Annotated in this window: 17 protein-coding genes; 13 read left to right on the top strand and 4 right to left on the bottom strand. The window is 37.3% G+C overall.

Annotated elements, in window-relative coordinates:
- Positions 1-31 precede the first annotated feature (31 nt).
- Complete coding sequence (locus H9655_RS18190; protein ID WP_191816673.1) at positions 32-904, bottom strand: glucosaminidase domain-containing protein; 873 nt, start codon at positions 902-904, stop codon at positions 32-34.
- Positions 905-1,129: 225 nt separating this feature from the next.
- On the opposite strand from H9655_RS18190, the gene H9655_RS18185 reads away from it, so the two are divergent.
- The 6 genes from H9655_RS18185 (at position 1,130) to H9655_RS18160 (ending at position 7,575) form a co-directional block, all read left to right on the top strand.
- Positions 1,130-3,142, top strand: a complete 2,013-nt coding sequence (locus tag H9655_RS18185) for a methyl-accepting chemotaxis protein (RefSeq protein WP_191816672.1) — start codon at positions 1,130-1,132, stop codon at positions 3,140-3,142.
- A gap of 118 nt (positions 3,143-3,260) precedes the next feature.
- The gene (locus tag H9655_RS18180) at positions 3,261-4,109 is read left to right on the top strand and encodes a DUF4037 domain-containing protein (protein WP_191816671.1); all 849 of its coding nucleotides are present in this window, start codon (positions 3,261-3,263) and stop codon (positions 4,107-4,109) included.
- Positions 4,110-4,138: 29 nt separating this feature from the next.
- Positions 4,139-5,806, top strand: coding sequence for an FAD-binding dehydrogenase (locus H9655_RS18175; RefSeq protein ID WP_191816670.1), 1,668 nt, complete (start codon positions 4,139-4,141; stop codon positions 5,804-5,806).
- A gap of 128 nt (positions 5,807-5,934) precedes the next feature.
- Positions 5,935-6,177 (top strand): hypothetical protein, encoded by a 243-nt coding sequence (locus tag H9655_RS18170; RefSeq protein ID WP_225230741.1) that lies wholly within the window; start codon positions 5,935-5,937, stop codon positions 6,175-6,177.
- Positions 6,178-6,670: 493 nt separating this feature from the next.
- Positions 6,671-7,303 (top strand): HNH endonuclease family protein, encoded by a 633-nt coding sequence (locus H9655_RS18165; protein ID WP_191816668.1) that lies wholly within the window; start codon positions 6,671-6,673, stop codon positions 7,301-7,303.
- A gap of 29 nt (positions 7,304-7,332) precedes the next feature.
- Positions 7,333-7,575, top strand: a complete 243-nt coding sequence (locus H9655_RS18160; protein WP_191816667.1) for a hypothetical protein — start codon at positions 7,333-7,335, stop codon at positions 7,573-7,575.
- A 153-nt stretch (positions 7,576-7,728) separates the two neighbouring features.
- On the opposite strand, the gene H9655_RS18155 is transcribed toward H9655_RS18160, so the two are convergent.
- Positions 7,729-8,142, bottom strand: a complete 414-nt coding sequence (locus H9655_RS18155; RefSeq protein WP_191816666.1) for a VOC family protein — start codon at positions 8,140-8,142, stop codon at positions 7,729-7,731.
- Positions 8,143-8,297: 155 nt separating this feature from the next.
- On the opposite strand from H9655_RS18155, the gene H9655_RS18150 reads away from it, so the two are divergent.
- Positions 8,298-8,822, top strand: a complete 525-nt coding sequence (locus tag H9655_RS18150) for a dihydrofolate reductase family protein (RefSeq protein WP_318245516.1) — start codon at positions 8,298-8,300, stop codon at positions 8,820-8,822.
- A gap of 32 nt (positions 8,823-8,854) precedes the next feature.
- Here the strand turns inward: H9655_RS18150 and H9655_RS18145 are convergent, their stop codons facing one another.
- Positions 8,855-9,238: a nuclear transport factor 2 family protein gene (locus tag H9655_RS18145; RefSeq protein WP_191816664.1), complete on the bottom strand. Its 384-nt coding sequence runs from the start codon at positions 9,236-9,238 to the stop codon at positions 8,855-8,857.
- Between the two features lie 431 nt (positions 9,239-9,669).
- On the opposite strand from H9655_RS18145, the gene H9655_RS18140 reads away from it, so the two are divergent.
- On the top strand, positions 9,670-10,587 hold the full coding sequence (locus tag H9655_RS18140) for a macrolide 2'-phosphotransferase (RefSeq protein ID WP_191816663.1): 918 nt from the start codon (positions 9,670-9,672) through the stop codon (positions 10,585-10,587).
- Positions 10,588-10,805: 218 nt separating this feature from the next.
- Positions 10,806-11,762 carry a hypothetical protein gene (locus H9655_RS18135; protein WP_191816662.1) on the top strand — a complete coding sequence of 319 codons (957 nt, stop codon included), beginning with the start codon at positions 10,806-10,808 and terminating at the stop codon, positions 11,760-11,762.
- A 193-nt stretch (positions 11,763-11,955) separates the two neighbouring features.
- Here the strand turns inward: H9655_RS18135 and H9655_RS18130 are convergent, their stop codons facing one another.
- A complete protein-coding gene (locus H9655_RS18130) occupies positions 11,956-12,654 on the bottom strand; it encodes a polysaccharide deacetylase family protein (protein ID WP_191816661.1) in 699 nt (232 codons plus the stop codon).
- Between the two features lie 129 nt (positions 12,655-12,783).
- On the opposite strand from H9655_RS18130, the gene H9655_RS18125 reads away from it, so the two are divergent.
- From H9655_RS18125 to H9655_RS18110, 4 genes are all read left to right on the top strand, one after another.
- Positions 12,784-14,466: a YrzE family protein gene (locus H9655_RS18125; protein WP_191816660.1), complete on the top strand. Its 1,683-nt coding sequence runs from the start codon at positions 12,784-12,786 to the stop codon at positions 14,464-14,466.
- A gap of 389 nt (positions 14,467-14,855) precedes the next feature.
- The gene (locus H9655_RS18120) at positions 14,856-15,614 is read left to right on the top strand and encodes a TerC family protein (protein WP_225230740.1); all 759 of its coding nucleotides are present in this window, start codon (positions 14,856-14,858) and stop codon (positions 15,612-15,614) included.
- A gap of 260 nt (positions 15,615-15,874) precedes the next feature.
- Positions 15,875-17,185, top strand: a complete 1,311-nt coding sequence (locus tag H9655_RS18115) for an NtaA/DmoA family FMN-dependent monooxygenase (protein ID WP_191816658.1) — start codon at positions 15,875-15,877, stop codon at positions 17,183-17,185.
- Positions 17,186-17,200: 15 nt separating this feature from the next.
- Positions 17,201-18,184 (top strand): ABC transporter substrate-binding protein, encoded by a 984-nt coding sequence (locus tag H9655_RS18110; RefSeq protein WP_191816657.1) that lies wholly within the window; start codon positions 17,201-17,203, stop codon positions 18,182-18,184.
- Positions 18,185-18,644: the final 460 nt, after the last annotated feature.

Below are 18,644 nucleotides of genomic sequence, written 5' to 3'. Positions count from 1 at the left end.
TAGTTGCGGTCTATCCGTTCTCAATTGTTTTTTATTGATATACTTTACTGTCAATCAATTGTAATTGGTGTTGCTGAATAATCTGCGCCAATTGGTCGCTATAGATTTTTTCGCCTTGTTCATTTTCAATTGTACTATACCCAGCGTCTTGTAATGCTACTGCTTGCTCCATATAAGTTGTGCCATTGAATAGACCGTTTTTCTTGTAGCGATCGTGAGTGGCTAAGAACTCACCGTGGTCCTTTACGGAATCCTCCATTTGATCATATACCCTAAAAGCATCCTCAATGGTTTCATCATAGTACTCTTTCGTTTCTAGGTTTACTGATTCTCCGTCCCAATTATGGCTCTTGATTCCGAAGTAGTTATTATATTCGGATGAGAGTGTGGATCTTCCCCAATCGGATTCAAGAATGGCTTGAGCAATCGTAATTGATGGGAGAATTCGATATGTTTCATAGTTCTCTATCGCAATTGCCTCAATATCTTTAATAAAGTTTCGTTGCATTTTTTTTAGATTATTATTCTCCGCTGCCTCAATCTGATCTGTTAATTGATTATAGTAATTTTTCACTTCTTCTTTTTCTTCTTGGTTATACTCATTCTCTGCTAATACTCTATCAATCTCTTTAATTTTAAAAGCTTCATTTTCTTCGATAATAAATTGATTTGTTAGTTGTTTTATTTCCTCATCACTTATTTCTTCAATACCATACTTCACTTCTGCCATTGCTGAAACATAGCGCCAATCAACTTGAGCCTTTCCACGACTCGTTTCATCGACAACTGCTTGAACTTGTTCTGTTTGGTCAATGGAGATACTTTTTTCTTTATTCATAGAGATAAAGTACATGCCTACTATAAACAAAACGAGTGTAAATAAAATCCACTTGCTCTTTTTCATTCGAATGTCCCCTTATTCCATATTACTTTCTACTAATATAACTTGAATCATGTTCATTCTTCCAGTGACATCCCTTTGTAAGACTAATAAACTAAATTTTCTATCATTACAGATAGATATGAAAGGATAGCTTAGTCTGCCGATAAAAATAGCAGGACAAAAGATGTGGTTATTTTTTTATTAATAGGTCATTAATCACGCATTTAGATAAAAAGGGGAATGTTTATGGGCAAGTTATTCGATCGAAAGGGGAAGGAAAACTTATTCCTAAACCGCGTAACATCCACGATTCAATTTCAAATATTACTGCCGTTCTTAGCGTTAATTATCATTGCAGTCATGACGGTTAGTTATGTTAGTTATTATTTTAGTATTAAAAATACGACAGCGATCCTCGATCAAAACGTAGAAGAACAATTAACTAGTTTAAACGGTACATTTGAGATGTTCTTTATGCAGCAGCATCAAATCATGACCCGAATGACGATGAATGAGGACATCATTCCGTCAGAAGGTGACAATCAAGAAGTATTAGCCTATTTCGGCGAAACACAAGAAACAACTGACGCTGTCATTAACTTTTATTCAGCTAGTGAGAGTACGGGTGAAGTTGTTATTTATCCAGAAGCTGATTTAGGAAGTGATTTCCTTGCGAAACAAAGAGATTGGTATAAGGAGGCGGCTGCTGCAAAAGGTGATCCCGTTTGGACAGCACCATACAAAGATGGTAGTACAGGGGAAACGATTATAACGATTTCTCAAGCCGTCTACCAAAATGACCAATTAGTCGGTGTGGTTGGGGCTGATGTACTTGTTGACACTTTAATTGAGATGGTTAATCAAATGGATGTAGGTGAAACGGGATATGGCATGATTGTCGATCCTTTTGGTAAATATGTTGCTCACCCTGATTCCGCGCTTATTGGACAAGCCGTTTCATTAGATTTGTCGGCAGAGTCTAATGAACAATCACAAGGACGTATCGAGGTAGGGGAGGAGATTATTCATTATATTGAGAACCCTACAACAGGATGGACTATCGGCGGTATTGTCAATACGAAAGATCTAGAAAAACAAGGGGAAGCCATCGTGTTACCTAATTTAATCACTATTGGTGTGGTTTTATTGTTAGCGATTGTAACGTCATACTTCATTACCCGGACCTTAACAAAGCCGATGAATGAGGTGGTAGGAAGAATGAAAAGTATGGCAGATGGAGATTTTACTCATGAACCACTTCCTATTAAACATAAAAATGAGATTGGTCACCTTGTAATTGCAACGAATGAAATGAATCAACAAATAAAAACGCTTCTCGTTGATGTTCAAGACGTTTCTCACACAGTGACAGCAAAAAGTGAGGAATTGAAATTAATTTCTGAAGAAGTCAAAGCAGGCACTTCACAGATTGCGACAACAATGGAGGAACTTGCCTACGGTTCAGAAGCACAAGCGAAAAGTGCGAGTGATATTTCCTCCTTTATGAATGACTTTGTTGTAAAAATTGATCAGACCAATGCGAATGGTGAAATGATTCAAGAAAAAACAAAAGATGTTTTTGTTATGACGGAAAAAGGTACGTTAAATATGCAGCAATCGACGAAACAAATGGAGACGATTCATGACATTGTCAGTCAAACGACAGCAAAAATGAAAACATTGGATCAACAAACACAAGATATTACAAAGTTGGTTGCAGTGATAAAAGAAGTAGCAGAGCAAACGAATTTACTTGCATTAAATGCAGCTATTGAAGCGGCGAGAGCGGGAGAACATGGTCGTGGGTTTGCCGTTGTAGCAGAAGAAGTTCGTAAATTAGCAGAACAGGTGGCAGCATCTGTTCAAGATATCACATCAATTGTCATGACGATCCAATCTGATTCAAAAGAAGTCGTTGTTTCCTTGCAGACGGGATATACAGAGGTTGAAAAAGGAAAAGAGCAAATGGATGAAACGAATCAAACATTTGATGATATCCGCCTTTCACTGCAAGAAATGGGAGAAAGTATTGCTCAAATTGCAGAAAATCTTAACGATATTACAGCAAATAGTCAAGAAATGAACGGTACAATTGAAGAAATTGCCTCTGTGACCGAAGAATCAGCAGCAGGCATTGAAGAAACTTCTGCATCTGCAGAAGAAGTAAGCGGCTCGATGGAAAATGTGACGGAAAGCGCGAAACACTTAAATAACTTAGCGGCAAATGTTCAATCATTAATTGGACGCTTCAAACTTTAATATAGACGAAAAAATCCTGTGAAAGCAGGATTTTTTTCATTTTTAACGAAGGTTAGGGGTTGGTATATTGTGTAGTATTTTAAGGTTCATTATTTAAATATGTAAAAGGATGGTATCCATGATTTTAATCGATGAGGCTAAAAAAGTTACTGAATATTATCGAAGTAATCCTAAGGTTGATGTTGTATATATTTCTGGATCTGTTTCCCGTGGTTGGGCAGACGAATATTCAGATATTGAAATCAATGTTCTATGGAATAAAGACCCTACCGATGAGGAACGACTTTACCCAATGAAGGAAAGAGGGGGTGAAATCCTCGATTTTTATCCATATGAAGATGAAGAATGGTCGGAAACGTATATGGTCTCTAACATCAAATATGAAATAAGTAATTTTCGCACGACAACTTTTCAGCGGATCATCTCTGACCTTCTAATCAAATATAACGGAGATATTGAAAAACAAGTATTACTTGCAAGCCTACAAAGTGGTATTCCACTCATTGGTAAAGACATATTTAAAGATTTAAGAAGACAAATGGATCTATATCCATCAGCACTCACAATACATTTGATTAATGAGTATAAAGAAGGAACTAATAGGTGGCATAGTCGATATGCATTACTTGAGAGAAATGATTGGTATATGTTACAACAAGTTCTTTTTTCAGTTGAAAGGAATATTTTAATATTATTATTCGCATTGAATAAACAATTCATTCAACACCCTGGTTTTAAATGGCTAGAGAAATCTGTCAACGAATTGGAAGTTAAACCAGCAGATTTTCTACAGAGGTTAGAGAAAATCCATATAGGACAATTAGCGATGGAAGGTTTACAAGAACTTGAGAAACTATTAGAAGAAACATATCGATTAATAGAAAAAGAGTATCCTGAGGTAGATTTAAATGAAGTGAAGCAAAAAAGTAAGTTAATCCGCCCTACAAGTAATAATAGTTTTAACTAAAATTAAATGGTTGAATGGAGGAAAGGTAGATGGATGTTGAAGTAATTGTGGTTGGCGCAGGATTAGCGGGTTTGGTGGCAACGGCAGAAATCGCGGATGGTGGGAAGCGGGTATTACTTTTAGACCAAGAGCCAGAAGCTTCCTTAGGTGGCCAAGCATGGTGGTCATTTGGAGGTTTGTTTTTAGTTGATTCACCCGAGCAACGACGAATGGGGATAAAGGATTCTATGGAGTTAGCATGGCAAGATTGGCAGGGGACAGCTGGTTTTGATCGGATAGAAGATGAGGATTATTGGGGGTTGCAATGGGCTAAAGCTTATGTTGAATTTGCAGCAGGAGAAAAGCGGGCATGGTTACACAAGATGGGCGTTCGTTTTTTCCCAGTAGTTGGCTGGGCGGAGAGAGGTGGCCAGTTGGCTGATGGACCTGGTAACTCGGTACCACGCTTTCATATTGTCTGGGGAACAGGCCCAGGCATCGTTGAGCCCTTTGAACGCCGAGTACGAGAACATATGAAAAACGGCTTGGTTCAATATCAACCGCGTCACCGTGTGGAGCAATTAATAACAGACAGTAAGATGGTTGTTGGAGTGAGTGGCTCCGTATTAAAAAACAGTCAAGCAAAACGTGGAGAAGGAAGTAACCGAGAGGTGGTGGGCAGCTTTAAATATGATGCAAAAATCGTTTTAGTCTCTAGTGGAGGAATCGGGGCAAATATGGAGCTCATTCGTAAAAACTGGCCAAGTAGGCTTGGGGAACCACCTAAACAAATGATCACAGGAGTTCCAGCACATGTGGATGGGAAGATGCTTGCGATTACAGAAGCAGCAGGCGGTAGGATAGTAAACCGAGACCGCATGTGGCATTACACAGAAGGAATTAAGAATTGGCAGCCTGTATGGGAGAACCATGGGATTCGTATTCTTCCTGGTCCATCTTCTATTTGGCTTGATGCAACTGGAAAGCGTTTTCAAGCGCCTAACTATCCAGGTTTTGATACACTAAGTACACTTCAAGCGATTAAAAAAACAGGCTATGACTATTCTTGGTTTATTCTTTCTCATAAAATAATAGAAAAAGAGTTTGCCTTATCTGGTTCCGAACAAAATCCAGATTTAACAGGTAAAAGCATTAGTAAAGTGATTGGCAGAGCATTAAAAAGTGTACCAACGCCAGTACAAGCATTTATGGATAAAGGGGAAGATTTTGTTATTGCTAGTCAACTAGGTGATCTTGTCACTGCCATGAATAAACTTTCTGGCAATGATTTGTTGCAAGTGGATGAAATCGAGAGACAAATTCAAGCAAGAGACCGTGAGATTGATCATACTTTTACAAAAGATTTGCAAGTGACAGCTATTAGAGGAGCAAGAAACTATCTGGGGGACAAGTTAATACGAGTGGCTAAGCCTCATAAAATTCTTGATCCAAAAAACGGCCCACTCATTGCCGTTCGTTTAAATCTATTAAGTAGAAAAACACTAGGTGGTCTGCAAACCGATTTATCAGCAAGGGTGTTAAATGAAAAGGGCTCTCCTGTTCCCGGCTTGTATGCAGCAGGAGAAGTAGCAGGCTTTGGCGGCGGTGGAGTGCATGGCTATCGCTCATTAGAGGGAACGTTTGTTGGCGGCTGTCTTTTTACAGGAAAAGTGGCAGGTGAAGCGATTGTGGCCGCATTAGATAAAAAAACGATATGAGTAATATTTGATGACATATAGACTGATGAGACTTTCATATAATGAAAAAAACCATTTTCTAGGAAAGTGTCGTACCTAGAGTTGTAAGTGATGTGATATATGAGTAGTTCCTGGCAGTCTCAAATATGGTGATTAGAAATAAGAAAAGCCCACAAAAGAGTGTGTCAAATGAAGAAGAAGTGTGGGCAAATAAGAAAAGCCCACAAAAGAGTGTGTCAAGTGAAGAAGAAGTGTGGGCAAATAAGAAAAGCCCACAAAAGAGTGTGTCAAGTGAAGAAGAAGTGTGGGCAAAGAGGAAAAGCCCACAAAAGAGTGTGTCAAGTGAAGAAGAAGTGTGGGCAAAGAAAAAATGCGCACATAAGAGGGGTTGAAAAAAGGCAATCCTAAAGGACAAGCTCGAGCTCTCAGCGATCCCCATTTTGATTATGTTAGCGTACAATATGCCCGTATTTTCAACTGCTTTGTGTGTGTCAACACGACAGCCCCCTATAGTGACGCGAAAACCGAATTTGCATGGCTTTTCATTTCGGTTCTCAAAAAGAAAGTGCATCCGAGAGAGTGCATGAAGAAGGTATTGCTACCTAAAATCACTCAAGTAATACCAGTCTTAATTCATGCATGTTATTCTCTTTCGGTAAAACTCTCTCTCTACTCTAGTATATAAAAAAATCAAATTAACAAAATATTAATAACATTGTAACTTTAATCTATACTAAGTATGTTATACCATTAATAAGGTAGATACAAATAAGACAAAATGATTGAATGACTGCTGAATCTCATAGAAAGTCCTATCCAAGATTGGTATTAGCAGCTCTTATTAGAGTGTTGATATAGACAGCTATTATAATGAGGAGGAATTCTATGTTGAAAAAGTCGTTGCTGTTCTCTTTGTCGCTTGTTTTATCATTGCTTGTTTTTCAGTATGATGTACTCTCTGCTTCTGCTTTGCCTCCAGATTTGCCATCCAAATCTACTACCCAAGCCCAACTTAATTCGTTAAATGTACAAAATGAAGAATCCATGAGTGGCTATAGTCGAGAAAAATTCCCTCACTGGATTAGTCAAGGGGATGGTTGTGATACAAGGCAAGTGATCCTTAAGCGTGATGCCGACAATTATAGTGGAAATTGTCCAGTAACTTCAGGTAAATGGTATAGCTATTATGATGGCATCACTTTCAATGACCCCTCACAATTAGATATTGATCATGTCGTTCCACTCGCAGAAGCATGGCGTTCTGGGGCAAGTAGTTGGTCAACGGCTAAAAGAGAGGACTTCGCCAATGACCTCAATGGACCACAGCTCATCGCAGTATCAGCCAGCTCAAATCGTTCCAAGGGTGACCAAGATCCATCCACATGGCAACCACCTCGTGCAGGTGCAAATTGTGCTTATGCTAAAATGTGGATCAATACAAAATACAATTGGGGTTTGCATTTGCAGAGTTCTGAAAAAACAGCTCTTCAAGGAATGCTCAATAGTTGCTCCTATTAAACAATCAAGCAATGAAAGGAGTCATTTAAATGAATACAATCTCATCTGTGTTTAAGGCAACGCATGGTGTTATGACTACTGAGGTTGGTGTCATCAGTGGAGATCTTGAATTACGAACGACTTCTGATAAAGAAGGTAACCTCACTCTTGCGATTACTTATGTAGATGCGGAAGAATGGTACACACTTCCTGGAATGAGTTATAAGCTCTATGATACCCGTGATCATCATGAGGTTCATCGTATGTTGGTTGCTGTACTAGAGAGACCATAGTGTAAAAAGGATCGTTGCCCTACTTAGCAGCTTCTTTAATAGAAATAGGAGGAAAAAAGGAAAGTAAAACGGAAACATAAAAGGGGATTTTTCAATTAAGCTGATTCGTTTGAGGAAAAGGAGGAGTGATTTTGTTCATTCCTCCTTTTCTTCTTACTTTTCTTGCATGCTTTTAACATTCTCTGAATGATACGGTGAATCTTTTACTTCATTTACTACACTAAATGGATTACCGTCTATATCGAAAAAATCGAAGAACGCCATCTCTCCCATATGTTGAATATCAGTCGTTGTGACACCATTATGATTAAAATGCTGATGAGCTGTTTCAATGTCATCCACAACAAAATTATAATAGGCGTTTTTTTGTTTACCTTGTATAGTGAATTCCGTCGGTTGTGGACGATTCACTTTGATTAAAGCTAACTGAGTTGACCCAGTAGGTAAATAAAATCCTGCGCCACCTTCCCAAACGTCAATTTTCTTGGCACCTAAGTATTTTTCAAACCATAATGAAGACCTTTCAATATCTGAAACAGGTATAAAAATGCTACCGACTTTAAACATAGGTTTCCTCCTTAAAAAAATTGCTTATATATAATAATATAATATATTAAATTTTTTGATATTATTTAATTTAAATTTGTATGCTTTGTAGATGATATTAATGAAGATGTATGTTAAAATATACGAACAAACGTTCTTGTTAAAGGAGGGTTATGATGAGAAAAGTAGTACTATATATTGCGCAAAGTTTAGATGGTTATATCGCAACAAAAGAAGATTCGCTAGATTGGTTATTTAGTGTGGAGTCAGAAGGAGATAATGGCTATGGTGAGTTTATCAACGGTGTGGATACAATCTTAATAGGAAAGCGTACGTATGATTGGGTAATGGAACAAGAGAAGGGGGAATTTCCATACAAGGATAAGGAATGTTTTGTGTTCTCCCGATCAGATAATGAAGATACGGAATATGTGAGATTTGTTCATCCAGATATTAAAACATTTACAAATCATTTAAAAAATGGCGAAGGAAAAAGCATATGGCTAATCGGCGGAAGTGACTTACTCTATACATTCTTACAAGAAAAACTTGTAGATGAAATGATTGTTACTGTTGCACCAAGAATCATTGGTGAGGGCATTCCGCTTTTTAAGGCAGGTGATTATCAATTCGATCTTGCTTTAAAAAGCACGAGAACCTTTAATCAATTTGTTGAATTACATTATGTTGTGGAAAGGTAATGTTTTGAGAATTAATGTGCTGTCAAAATCATTCAATCATGTTTAATTAAAAAGGTTTTGACAGCATTAATTATATTTTTTCCGGCACTTGTGAAGGTAATGATATAGCAAAAAGAAAATGAGGAACCATCTGACATCGTATAAGTGCCATCCGCTGACGCTAATTTCCCATGGGTGATTATTCGCTCAATATGTAAAGATTGGACATTATTATCTTGAGTGTTAGCAAAGAAGTGAAATAAACGCTCTTTGCCAATGATTAACTGATGATTCACTCGATCCCATTGTATATCCTTTGACAAATAGTGAGAAACTCGAGAGGGATCTTTACTAGCAAAAGCATGGATCATTTCTTTGATTGTCTCTTTTTTTGGTGCATTGCTACAATCTTTAGGGTAAGTAAAAGTAAAGCTCATCGTACTTTTCACTCCTTTTTATTTATCTTAACGGATTTTTTGCCTGATTGACAAATCAATGGAGGTCGTAATATAGTTATTATTAATAAAAGAAGGGAGGATCATTAAAAATGACTGCAAGTATGAGATTACGCCACGTTACTTTGAACAGCTAATTGAATAATGTTCAAGGGCTCTGTTTTCATAAACAGGGTAAACGGGAGTAGTCTGCACATTTTTAATGGTTTTCATCGTGATAATTTCGAACAGAAAACGCAGATTGTCTGTGTTTTTTGTTGTCTCTATAAACAAAATACCACCATATATGTTTACCCTAAACACAGACAACCGAGCGACGTCTGTGTTTTTTTATGATTATATTCCTTTACTCACTCAACTAATGGAAATGGAACGTGGAACAATTAACATGTGAAATAAAAGGAGAGAGACAAATGGATAAACAAGAAGTGAAAAGACTAGCTGATAAACATGGTTTAATCATTGATGAAGAAAAGATTAAAATAAATGAGTCAGGTATGGATTTCTTAGTTGCACATGTTGTAGATAAGAAAAATAATCAGTGGATATTACGTATACCACGCCGTGAAGATTCCATGACTCGTTCAAAACAGGAGCATGCGGTCCTTGAAGTACTTTATAAACATACGGGCATTAAAGCACCGCATTGGAAGGTTTTTACGAATGATTGTATGGCCTACAAACAATTAGACGGCCTACCAGCTGGCACAATTGATCATGAGATACAAAACTATGTTTGGAGCTTCGATAAGGAAAGTGATTTGACACGTTATCACGAGACTTTAGGTGCAACACTGGCAGAACTTCACCGAACGCCGATTTCTTATGTGGAAGATACTGGTATTAAAATCTTTAATAGTTCCCAAGCAAAAGAGGAAATGAGTTCAAGGATGAATAAGGTGAAGGAAATTTACGGGGTAAGTGATGAACTTTGGGCACGTTGGCAAAAGTGGTTGGCGAATGATCATCTATGGCCTAATCATACAGGATTGCTACATGGTGATGTGCATCCAGGGCATATTCTTGTGAATAAAGAGAAAGAGGTAACAGGGTTGATTGACTGGACTGAAGTAGCTGTTGGCGATGTCTCTATAGACTTTACCTCTCATTATTTAATTTTTGGAGGAGAGGGGTTAGATGTACTAATCTCAGCTTATGAAAAAGCAGGTGGTAGGACATGGCCATTTATGAAAGAGCACATTATCGAACTTGTCAGTGCAGCAGCCGTTGGAGTTGCTGAATTTGCTCAACTCTCTGGATTGGAGGAAATGGAGAAGATGGCAAAAACGATGCTTGGTGTAGATGGGGAAAATCATGAAAGTAGCAAATAAACCCTAGGTAGACTCGACAAACGGGCAAAGGCTATTAAAAGATTTGCTCGTTTGTTTTGCACCATTTGTTTGAAATCTACAATCGGTCGTTTGAGGGAGGCAATCATATTAGAATTATCCGTAGGTAAATTACATAGTTGAACTGATACGAATATTGAAGGTAATAGAAGAATAATGTCGAATCCCACATAGGAAGAACAGCAAATGGAGGTTTTTAGATGGCGCATTTACTCTATCAACTCTGTATTCAGGGTGAGATAACACAAATCTATCAACAATTAATAGAAAAGGAGAATCGTACGTTAGAAGAGGAAACGATGTTAAAAAATTATCAACAACGTTTCTTTCAGAAGAATGAACCTTTTCAACATGTTGATAAGTGGATAGAATATGTAGTCAATTGTTATCAAAGCTATTTTATCGATGTTCTAACCTGTAGAAAAGCTGTTCACCAAGCAGAAGGTAAACTATTAATAGATTTAAGTAAATCAATATCTAGCCAAGCGAAGTCGATGGAAGAAGTAGAGGATGAGTTGAAACAGAAATTTAAGCTCAAAGGGTATTCATTCCTTGGAGGAAGGACTTCACCACATTATGGTCCATATATTTGGCAATCTACAGAAAGTAAAAAGGTAGATGTTGAACTTTTAAAAGAAATAGAAACGGTTCAAGTATTTTTCCTCGATGATTTTTTGATGATGGGTTGGCTAGACTTTGCCACTTTTGGAGAAATAGGAGCAGGTGGATGGGCTTCGGAGGAAGGGATCTATTGTATACTTCCTCGCTACAGAGAATGTTTAAATGAAGATCGGTTCCTTGTTTCATTTTTCAAGCATGAAGCTCAACATTACAACGATTTTAAACATTACCCAAACTTAAGTGGGAAGGAGCTGGAATATCGTGCAAAATTAATCGAGCTCATCTATTATTCAGATCATCGTTTCCTAGAAAGGTTAATTCAACACGCCATAAATAATGATATTCCACATAACAATGCATCTTATCAAATTATGCAACAACTATCTACATATTTTTTTCAAAAAAATGAACAAAAAGATATGCATAAATGGTTGAGTATTCATTATAAGGAAATCAGTCAATATGGGAAAAAGCTATATTGTCAACATACAGATAGGTTGAATAGGTTAGAGACAGGAGGTAAGACTAGTCATTAAAAAGTTAGCTTATTTTACGCTCCTATTTAGCTGGGTGGTATTATTTACTTATTTCTATAACCTTTTTATGCCAAAGGGCTGGCTTTATCTAATCATTGGTATACCAGCCCTTTATTTTAGTACAAGCTTCTTAATAGATAGAATGAAGGGTAAAAAAACATCTTGAAGAGGAAGGTTTATGCCCTCTTCATTCTCATGCTTGTAGCTCATCGACAGTAACAAATCGATAGCCTTCTTTTGTTAACGCTCTTAAAATTTCTTCGATCACTTGAAGTTCGTCACCAGATTGATCATACATTGGATGAAGGAGAATAATAGAACCTGGCTGGATTTCTTCTAATACATAGTCGATTTTTTCTTCTGGTGTAGTGAAAAAAGTATCAGGTTCTATATTCCAAGTAATGGTTTCTTTTTCTTGTTGTTTGAGAAAATAAGGTAAGAAAACTAATTTTTTGCCGTTAGGTGGCCTAAAGTCTATCTCGCCTTTATATCCTGCTTCACGGATGAGCTCATCGGTTTTATCAATTTCCTCTTCAATAAATGTCGGTGACTTGAAAATCATTCTTGCATGTGAAAAGGTATGATTACCAACTTGATGACCAGCTTCAATTATTGCTTTCGTTTCTTCGGGAAACTTCTCTATATCTTGACCAATTAGAAAGAAAGTGGCCTTTGCATCGTATTGTTGGAGAAGGGGGAGAATCTGGTCCACATTCTGAGTTGGACCATCATCGAAAGTAAGAGCCACTACTTTTTCATCGGTTTCAATGCTATTTGTTATGTTTCCGAATATTTGATACGATCTTGCATTCATTAATTGATAGCTGCCGAATAAAAGCAGGCAAAGCAACAGTAAAGATAGAATGATCTTAAGGTATGTTTTTTTTCTCATACTACTTTTCCTCACATTTTTAGTTTTCATTAGCCTTGATTATAACAAAAAAATGAAAAAGGACTGAAACTATTTCCGTGTAGACCCGTATAACATAGTAGAACATTGTATTACGAAAGGGGATACTCCATGGGAGAACTGATTATATTCTCACTCATAATTGCTGTGGTAAGCACAGTTATTTTGTTTCCAATCTTATCTTTATTTCAAAAGGGGGATGAAAAGCAAAAAAGCCCTTCATTTAACGGGTTCCTTTTTATCTTCGTTCTCCTCTTTATTATTGTCTTTAGTATTTATTATTTCACTAATTTAGATCGCAACATTAGTGGTCTTGTTATCGGTTTCACTGTGTTAGCTGTACTTGGCGGTTTCTTTGCTAAAGGTATGGAACGTAAGGTTAAATTAGTACTAGGTTTAATAGGTATCATAACTATCGCTTATATGTCGTTCGCATTTGTTTTTAATGCAGATAAAAAATTTGAAAAAGCACAAATGCAGGTCGAAGAAGAAATTGAAACATTTGATGAAAATGAGACACCTGCTAGTGTGCCGCCTGATTTTGCTCGTAATAAAATGAAGAAAGCTTTTGGGCAAGTGCCGAACACGAGCTATTATGAACTAGGGAGTTTACAAATACAAAAAGTAGATGGGCAATATGTGTATATTGCACCCGTTGAATTTTCCGGTTTCTTTAAATGGATCCAAGGTGATACTACACCAGGATATTTTACTGTAAGTGCAACAGACTCTAGTGCCAATCCAAAGTTTATTCAATCGGAAATGGCTTATACACCCTCTTCTTTCTTAAACAAAGATATTTATCGTCAAATTCGATTGCAGTACCCTGATTATATTTTCTATGGTGATGTGCAATTAGAAATTGATGATGATGGTAAGCCTTTTTATATTCGCACATATGGTGAATTTATTAGCGCAAGAAACGGTTTTAATCCACTTGGAATCGTGATGGTTGACCCGTTAACAGGAGCTGCGAAGCAATATAAATTAAAAGATGTACCTGCTTTTATAGACGGAGCTGTTTCGCCGGAGACAGTTAGCTTGCATAATAGCTACTTCGGAAAATATGTGAATGGCTACTGGAATAGTTTATTTGGAAAATCTGATGTGAAGTTACCATCAGATGAAGGTACAGAAGCGAATGTGAGTCCTATATTTGATGAAAAAGGCGATATGTACTATTTCACTGATTTCACCAGTCCGAAAGAGGGCGTTGACTCAATGCTAGGATATTCTTTGACGAATTCTCGAACAGGTGAAGCGACTTATTATACGGGGAATCTTGAAGAATCTTATATGGATTCACAAGGCGCATTACAAATTATCGAAAAGAAATTCATTGAGAAAAAATGGTATGGTAAAATGCCAATACTATATAATTTCTATGGTGAAGCAAGCTGGTTAACACCGGTATTAGATACAAATGGCTTCTTGCAAAACTATTTTATCGTTTCAGCTGCGAATCCGGAAATTGCTGTTTATGCTAGTACACCAAATGATGCATTGAAGCAATATAAAACAGCACTACAACGTGGTAGTGGAAGTGTGGAAGGAACCTCTAGTGCTGAAGAAGTCCAATTAACAGGAAAAGTAGTGAGGGTCTATAAAGAAAGGGTAGGAGAATCGACAAACGTTTCCTTCCTTTTGGAAGATGGTAAGAATTTCATTGCCTCTACTGAAAACAATCCGCTAGCGATCTATTTGCAAGAAGATGATGAGGTAGAGATGACCTATTTAAATACAGGTGAAATGTTTTTACCTGTTAAAGAAATGGCCATTAGTGGATTAGAATAATAATGTTTTACAAAAGCGTACACAGTTCTGTTATGTAAACAGAATTTGTGTGCGTTTTTTATTGTTTGAATTTATTATTAGCGCATCTATCTTTATTTAAACAGTGACCAACTCTGTCTTTTCTAAAAAGGTTTATCACCCGTAATTTCACTAAAATTTTTTTATGAGTAACAAATGTAGAGAGAATTAATAGGTTGAAATCGAGGAATTTAGGAAAAATAAGTAGGCAGTAACTGTAGAGACAGTATAAAAGACATTTGCCGTTTAGGGAGAGAACATGGGAATCCCCCGAGCCTGAATATCTCGCTATGGGATTTCTTTGTTTGGCTACCGCTTCATGTGTGAACAAACTTTTTATACGTTTAATAAAAAAAGGGGAGTCGAAAGGATTGGAGCTGCTATTACCGTATTTAGGTGTATTACTCGTTATTATCTGCCTTGAAGGATTGCTTGCTGCGGATAATGCGGTCGTATTAGCATTAATGGTCAGTCATTTACCTGAGGAACAACGGAAAAAAGCATTATTTTATGGCTTAGTCGGTGCAATGGTCCTTCGTTTCGGGTCATTATTTATTATTTCTTTCTTAGTGAACGTCTGGCAAGTTCAAGCATTAGGCGCGATATACTTATTAATCATGTCAATTAAAAATTTATATACTTGGTTTAGAGAGAAAAAGCACAATCATACGCAACAACAAGATGAAGTATTAGAAGAAGCTACACAGAAAGAGTTCTGGTGGACTGTCTTTAAAGTAGAATGTGCGGACTTAGTCTTTGCCATTGACTCTATTTTAGCCGCCGTTGCTCTTGGTGTCACCTTACCTAAAACAGATTGGGGTCATATTGGTGGACTGGACACAGGTCATTTCCTTGTCGTATTTATTGGTGGACTTATCGGTGTCATTATCATGCGTTTTGCTGCTAATATCTTTGTTGATTTACTTCATAAACGTCCAAACCTTGAGGGTGCCGCTTATTTGATTGTCGGTTGGGTAGGGATCAAGCTACTAGTAATGGTTTTATCCCACGAAGACATTGCTTGGTTACCTAAAGGCTTGGCTCATTCTACACCTTGGCAGGTGATATTTTATGGTATTCTTGTTGCTATCGGGGTAATTGGTTGGTTTTCATCTAAAGGGAAAACATAACAATTTCATGTTAATACTTTGTTGCTTGAAATAACACTAAGGTAGCCCATAAAAACCATTCTTGGTTAGGGCTACCTTTTATTTTTACATTTGAGCTAAAAGAAAAAATTAACAAATAATTTCAAAATAACACTAGATTTTTTTTGCATTCCATCCTATAATGAAAATGATTCTCATTATCAAACTAAATCTCTGAATAATAAACGTTTTTTTATGGGAATGTGAGTAGCAGCCGGAACTTCAGGAAAGGTTGAGAAGTAATGAGTGAGAAGCACCTTTGTATAGGTTTATCATTATCACCTACTTGGTTAAATGGTTGGGGTTGGCGTAAAAAAGATAGTAGTGCAGAACGTATATTTTCTGCTGATTTTTACATAGAGCTGACGAAGAAGGCAGAAGAAGCAAAGTTGGACTTTGTATTCAAACCGGACGCATTATTTTTGCATCCAGAAAGAGTCAATGTTTCACCAGCGATGGGAGGGTTAGATCCGACATTGTTGATGACGATGCTGGCAGAGCACACAAGTCAGATTGGATTGGTCACAACGGTTTCGACTACTTTTAACCCACCCTACGTGATTGCAAGGCAATTACAGACACTTCATCGATTAAGTGGAGGAAGAGCAGGGTGGAATATTGTCACTTCCATTGAAGGTGCAGATAATTTTGGCCACAAGAATATGCCTTCTTCAGAGGAAAGGTATAATCGCGCAAAGGAGAGCGTAGAAGTTATTCGTAAGTTGTGGAGGAGCTACCCTGCTGAAGCTTTATTAGTTGATCGGGCTGAAGGAATATTTGCTGACAAAGAAAAAATTCATCCAATTGATTATAAAGGCGATTTCTATGATGTGAAGGGACCACTGAATTTACCTGCTCACCTTGCTGGAGAATTACCATTATTTCAAGCAGGTGCTTCTGATGCTGGGCGTGAGTTTGCTTCTGGTGTGGCATCAGGAATTTTTGCTGCCACACCTACAATCGAATCAGCGATAAGTTATCGTCAAGATTTACGCAATCGTGCAATGTCAAAAGGTAGAGACGCTGATGACATCTCTGTATTACCAGGATTATCTCTTTTCTTAGGAAATACAACTGCTGAAGCAAATGCGCTATATCGTGATGCTTTTGCACACCTGAGTCATGAACAACAATTGGCAATGGTTCGGCGTATACTAGGCGTGGATCTGAGTGGATTTGCTAAAGAAGACAAAGTAACTGCAGCTAACATACCGCATGATAATCAACAAATGCATAGCAAAACACATGCAGAACTGTTAAAAGATTATATTGTCAAAAATGAACCAACAGTTCAGCAATTACTATCAAGACCAGAGGTTATCAGTTCGGCTCATTGGATAATCATCGGCACAGCCGAAGAAGCTGCACAGCAGATTGAATACTGGTTGGATAAAGGAGCAATCGATGGTTTTATTGCTTTACCTGGTGGTTCAATCAGTTCACTACAACTATTTTTCGATGAGCTACTACCATTACTTGTAGAAAAAGGATTGTTCAGAGAAGAGTATGAAAGCGATACATTTATAAAAAATCTAACAAAGCAGAAGAACTAGAGGGAGAGATTAATAGTGAATCGAAAGTGGATTTTAGCTAGTTTAATGATGTTCATCATGTTAGTATTAGCCGCTTGTGGTGGAGGTAGTAGTGAAGAGTCAAATGCTTCCAACAAAGAAGAAGAAGATGCAAAAACCGAAGAAAACAGTGAAGATGGTACAAAAACAATTGAGTACTTAGGTAAATCATACGAAATCCCTGCTAATGCAGAGCGAATCGTAATTACTGGTGCCATGGAAGCAATGGAAGATGCGTTAGTATTAGATGTACATCCAGTGGGTGCTATTTCAGTTGGAGGAGAATTTCCTGAAATTTATACTTCTATCACAGATAAAGCTGAATCTATCGGTGAAAAAAGACAACCGAACTTTGAAAAAGTGCTTGAGTTACAACCAGATGTTATTTTAGCAACATCTAAATTCCCTGCAGATGTAACAGAGAAATTAGAGAAAATTGCTACGACCATTCCTGTTTCTTATATTTCCACTGATTGGGAAGCAAATTTAAAATTAATGGGTGAGATTTCTGGAAAAGAAGATAAAGCAGAAGAAATATTAAATGCATATAAAGAAGATGTAGAAACTGCAAAAACATCTATTGCTGGTGAATTAGAAGGCAAAAAGGTAGCTGCTGTACGTATTCGCGCAGGTCAAGTATTTGTCTATCCACAAGATGTATTCGTCAATCCTGTCTTATATAGTGAATTAGGATTAGAAGTACCAGCAGAGATTGAAGCAGCAGAGAACCAAGCACAACTTTCAATTGAGCAGTTAGCAGATATGAATCCTGACCACCTATTCATACAATTTGCTGAAAGCGAAAATGCAGAGGCGAAAAGCGCTTTAGAAGATTTACAGAACGATCCGATTGTGAAAAATATAACTGCGTTTAAAGAAGATCAAGTATATGTGAATACGATTGATCCATTATTAGAAGGCGGCCCAGCAAATAGCCGTGTGGAATTTTTAAAAGCCTTACAAGAAGATGTATCTAAATAATATCGCAGGATTAGGGTTATCATCAAAAGATGATAGTACTCTAGCAATTATTGTCCTATATACACACCATCCATATTTTTTCGCTCTCGCCTATGGACCCCCTTTCCGATGTGCTGAGCTATATATATCCATTATGGACAATAATTGACTAGACACCTTTTCTATATAGAAATTTCGATGCCACCCTATGATTAGGGTGGCATCATTTCGGTTCTCCCCGTCTTTTGCCCGAAATAATAATAAAGAAAATCAGGAATCGTTGCTAAAAAGGAGAAAGAGATAGAGATGAGCAATGCAAAAGCTGAAATCGTTGCTAAAAAGAAAAGAGCCAGAGAGGTGAGCAACGGAAAAGCCGAAATCGTTGCTAAAAAGAAAGAAGCGATAGAGGTGAGCAACGGAAAAGCTGAAATCGTTGCTAAAAAGAAAAGAGCCAGAGAGATGAGCAACGGAAAAGCTGAAA

The sequence above is a fragment of the Cytobacillus stercorigallinarum genome, from assembly GCF_014836495.1.
In the GTDB taxonomy this organism is placed as follows: Bacteria; Bacillota; Bacilli; order Bacillales; family Cytobacillaceae; genus Cytobacillus; species Cytobacillus stercorigallinarum.
Note: the sequence above shows the minus strand (reverse complement) of the source record. Positions and strands in the feature narration are given on the sequence as shown.

Coding starts and splice junctions, on each gene's coding strand:
- H9655_RS18135 (WP_191816662.1), top strand. CDS start 10,806: ATGGCGCATTTACTCTATCAACTCTGTATTCAGGGTGAGATAACACAA.
- H9655_RS18160 (WP_191816667.1), top strand. CDS start 7,333: ATGAATACAATCTCATCTGTGTTTAAGGCAACGCATGGTGTTATGACT.
- H9655_RS18185 (WP_191816672.1), top strand. CDS start 1,130: ATGGGCAAGTTATTCGATCGAAAGGGGAAGGAAAACTTATTCCTAAAC.
- H9655_RS18140 (WP_191816663.1), top strand. CDS start 9,670: ATGGATAAACAAGAAGTGAAAAGACTAGCTGATAAACATGGTTTAATC.
- H9655_RS18145 (WP_191816664.1), bottom strand. CDS start 9,238: ATGAGCTTTACTTTTACTTACCCTAAAGATTGTAGCAATGCACCAAAA.
- H9655_RS18155 (WP_191816666.1), bottom strand. CDS start 8,142: ATGTTTAAAGTCGGTAGCATTTTTATACCTGTTTCAGATATTGAAAGG.
- H9655_RS18175 (WP_191816670.1), top strand. CDS start 4,139: ATGGATGTTGAAGTAATTGTGGTTGGCGCAGGATTAGCGGGTTTGGTG.
- H9655_RS18125 (WP_191816660.1), top strand. CDS start 12,784: ATGGGAGAACTGATTATATTCTCACTCATAATTGCTGTGGTAAGCACA.
- H9655_RS18180 (WP_191816671.1), top strand. CDS start 3,261: ATGATTTTAATCGATGAGGCTAAAAAAGTTACTGAATATTATCGAAGT.
- H9655_RS18165 (WP_191816668.1), top strand. CDS start 6,671: ATGTTGAAAAAGTCGTTGCTGTTCTCTTTGTCGCTTGTTTTATCATTG.
- H9655_RS18115 (WP_191816658.1), top strand. CDS start 15,875: ATGAGTGAGAAGCACCTTTGTATAGGTTTATCATTATCACCTACTTGG.
- H9655_RS18130 (WP_191816661.1), bottom strand. CDS start 12,654: ATGAGAAAAAAAACATACCTTAAGATCATTCTATCTTTACTGTTGCTT.
- H9655_RS18150 (WP_318245516.1), top strand. CDS start 8,298: ATGAGAAAAGTAGTACTATATATTGCGCAAAGTTTAGATGGTTATATC.
- H9655_RS18190 (WP_191816673.1), bottom strand. CDS start 904: ATGAAAAAGAGCAAGTGGATTTTATTTACACTCGTTTTGTTTATAGTA.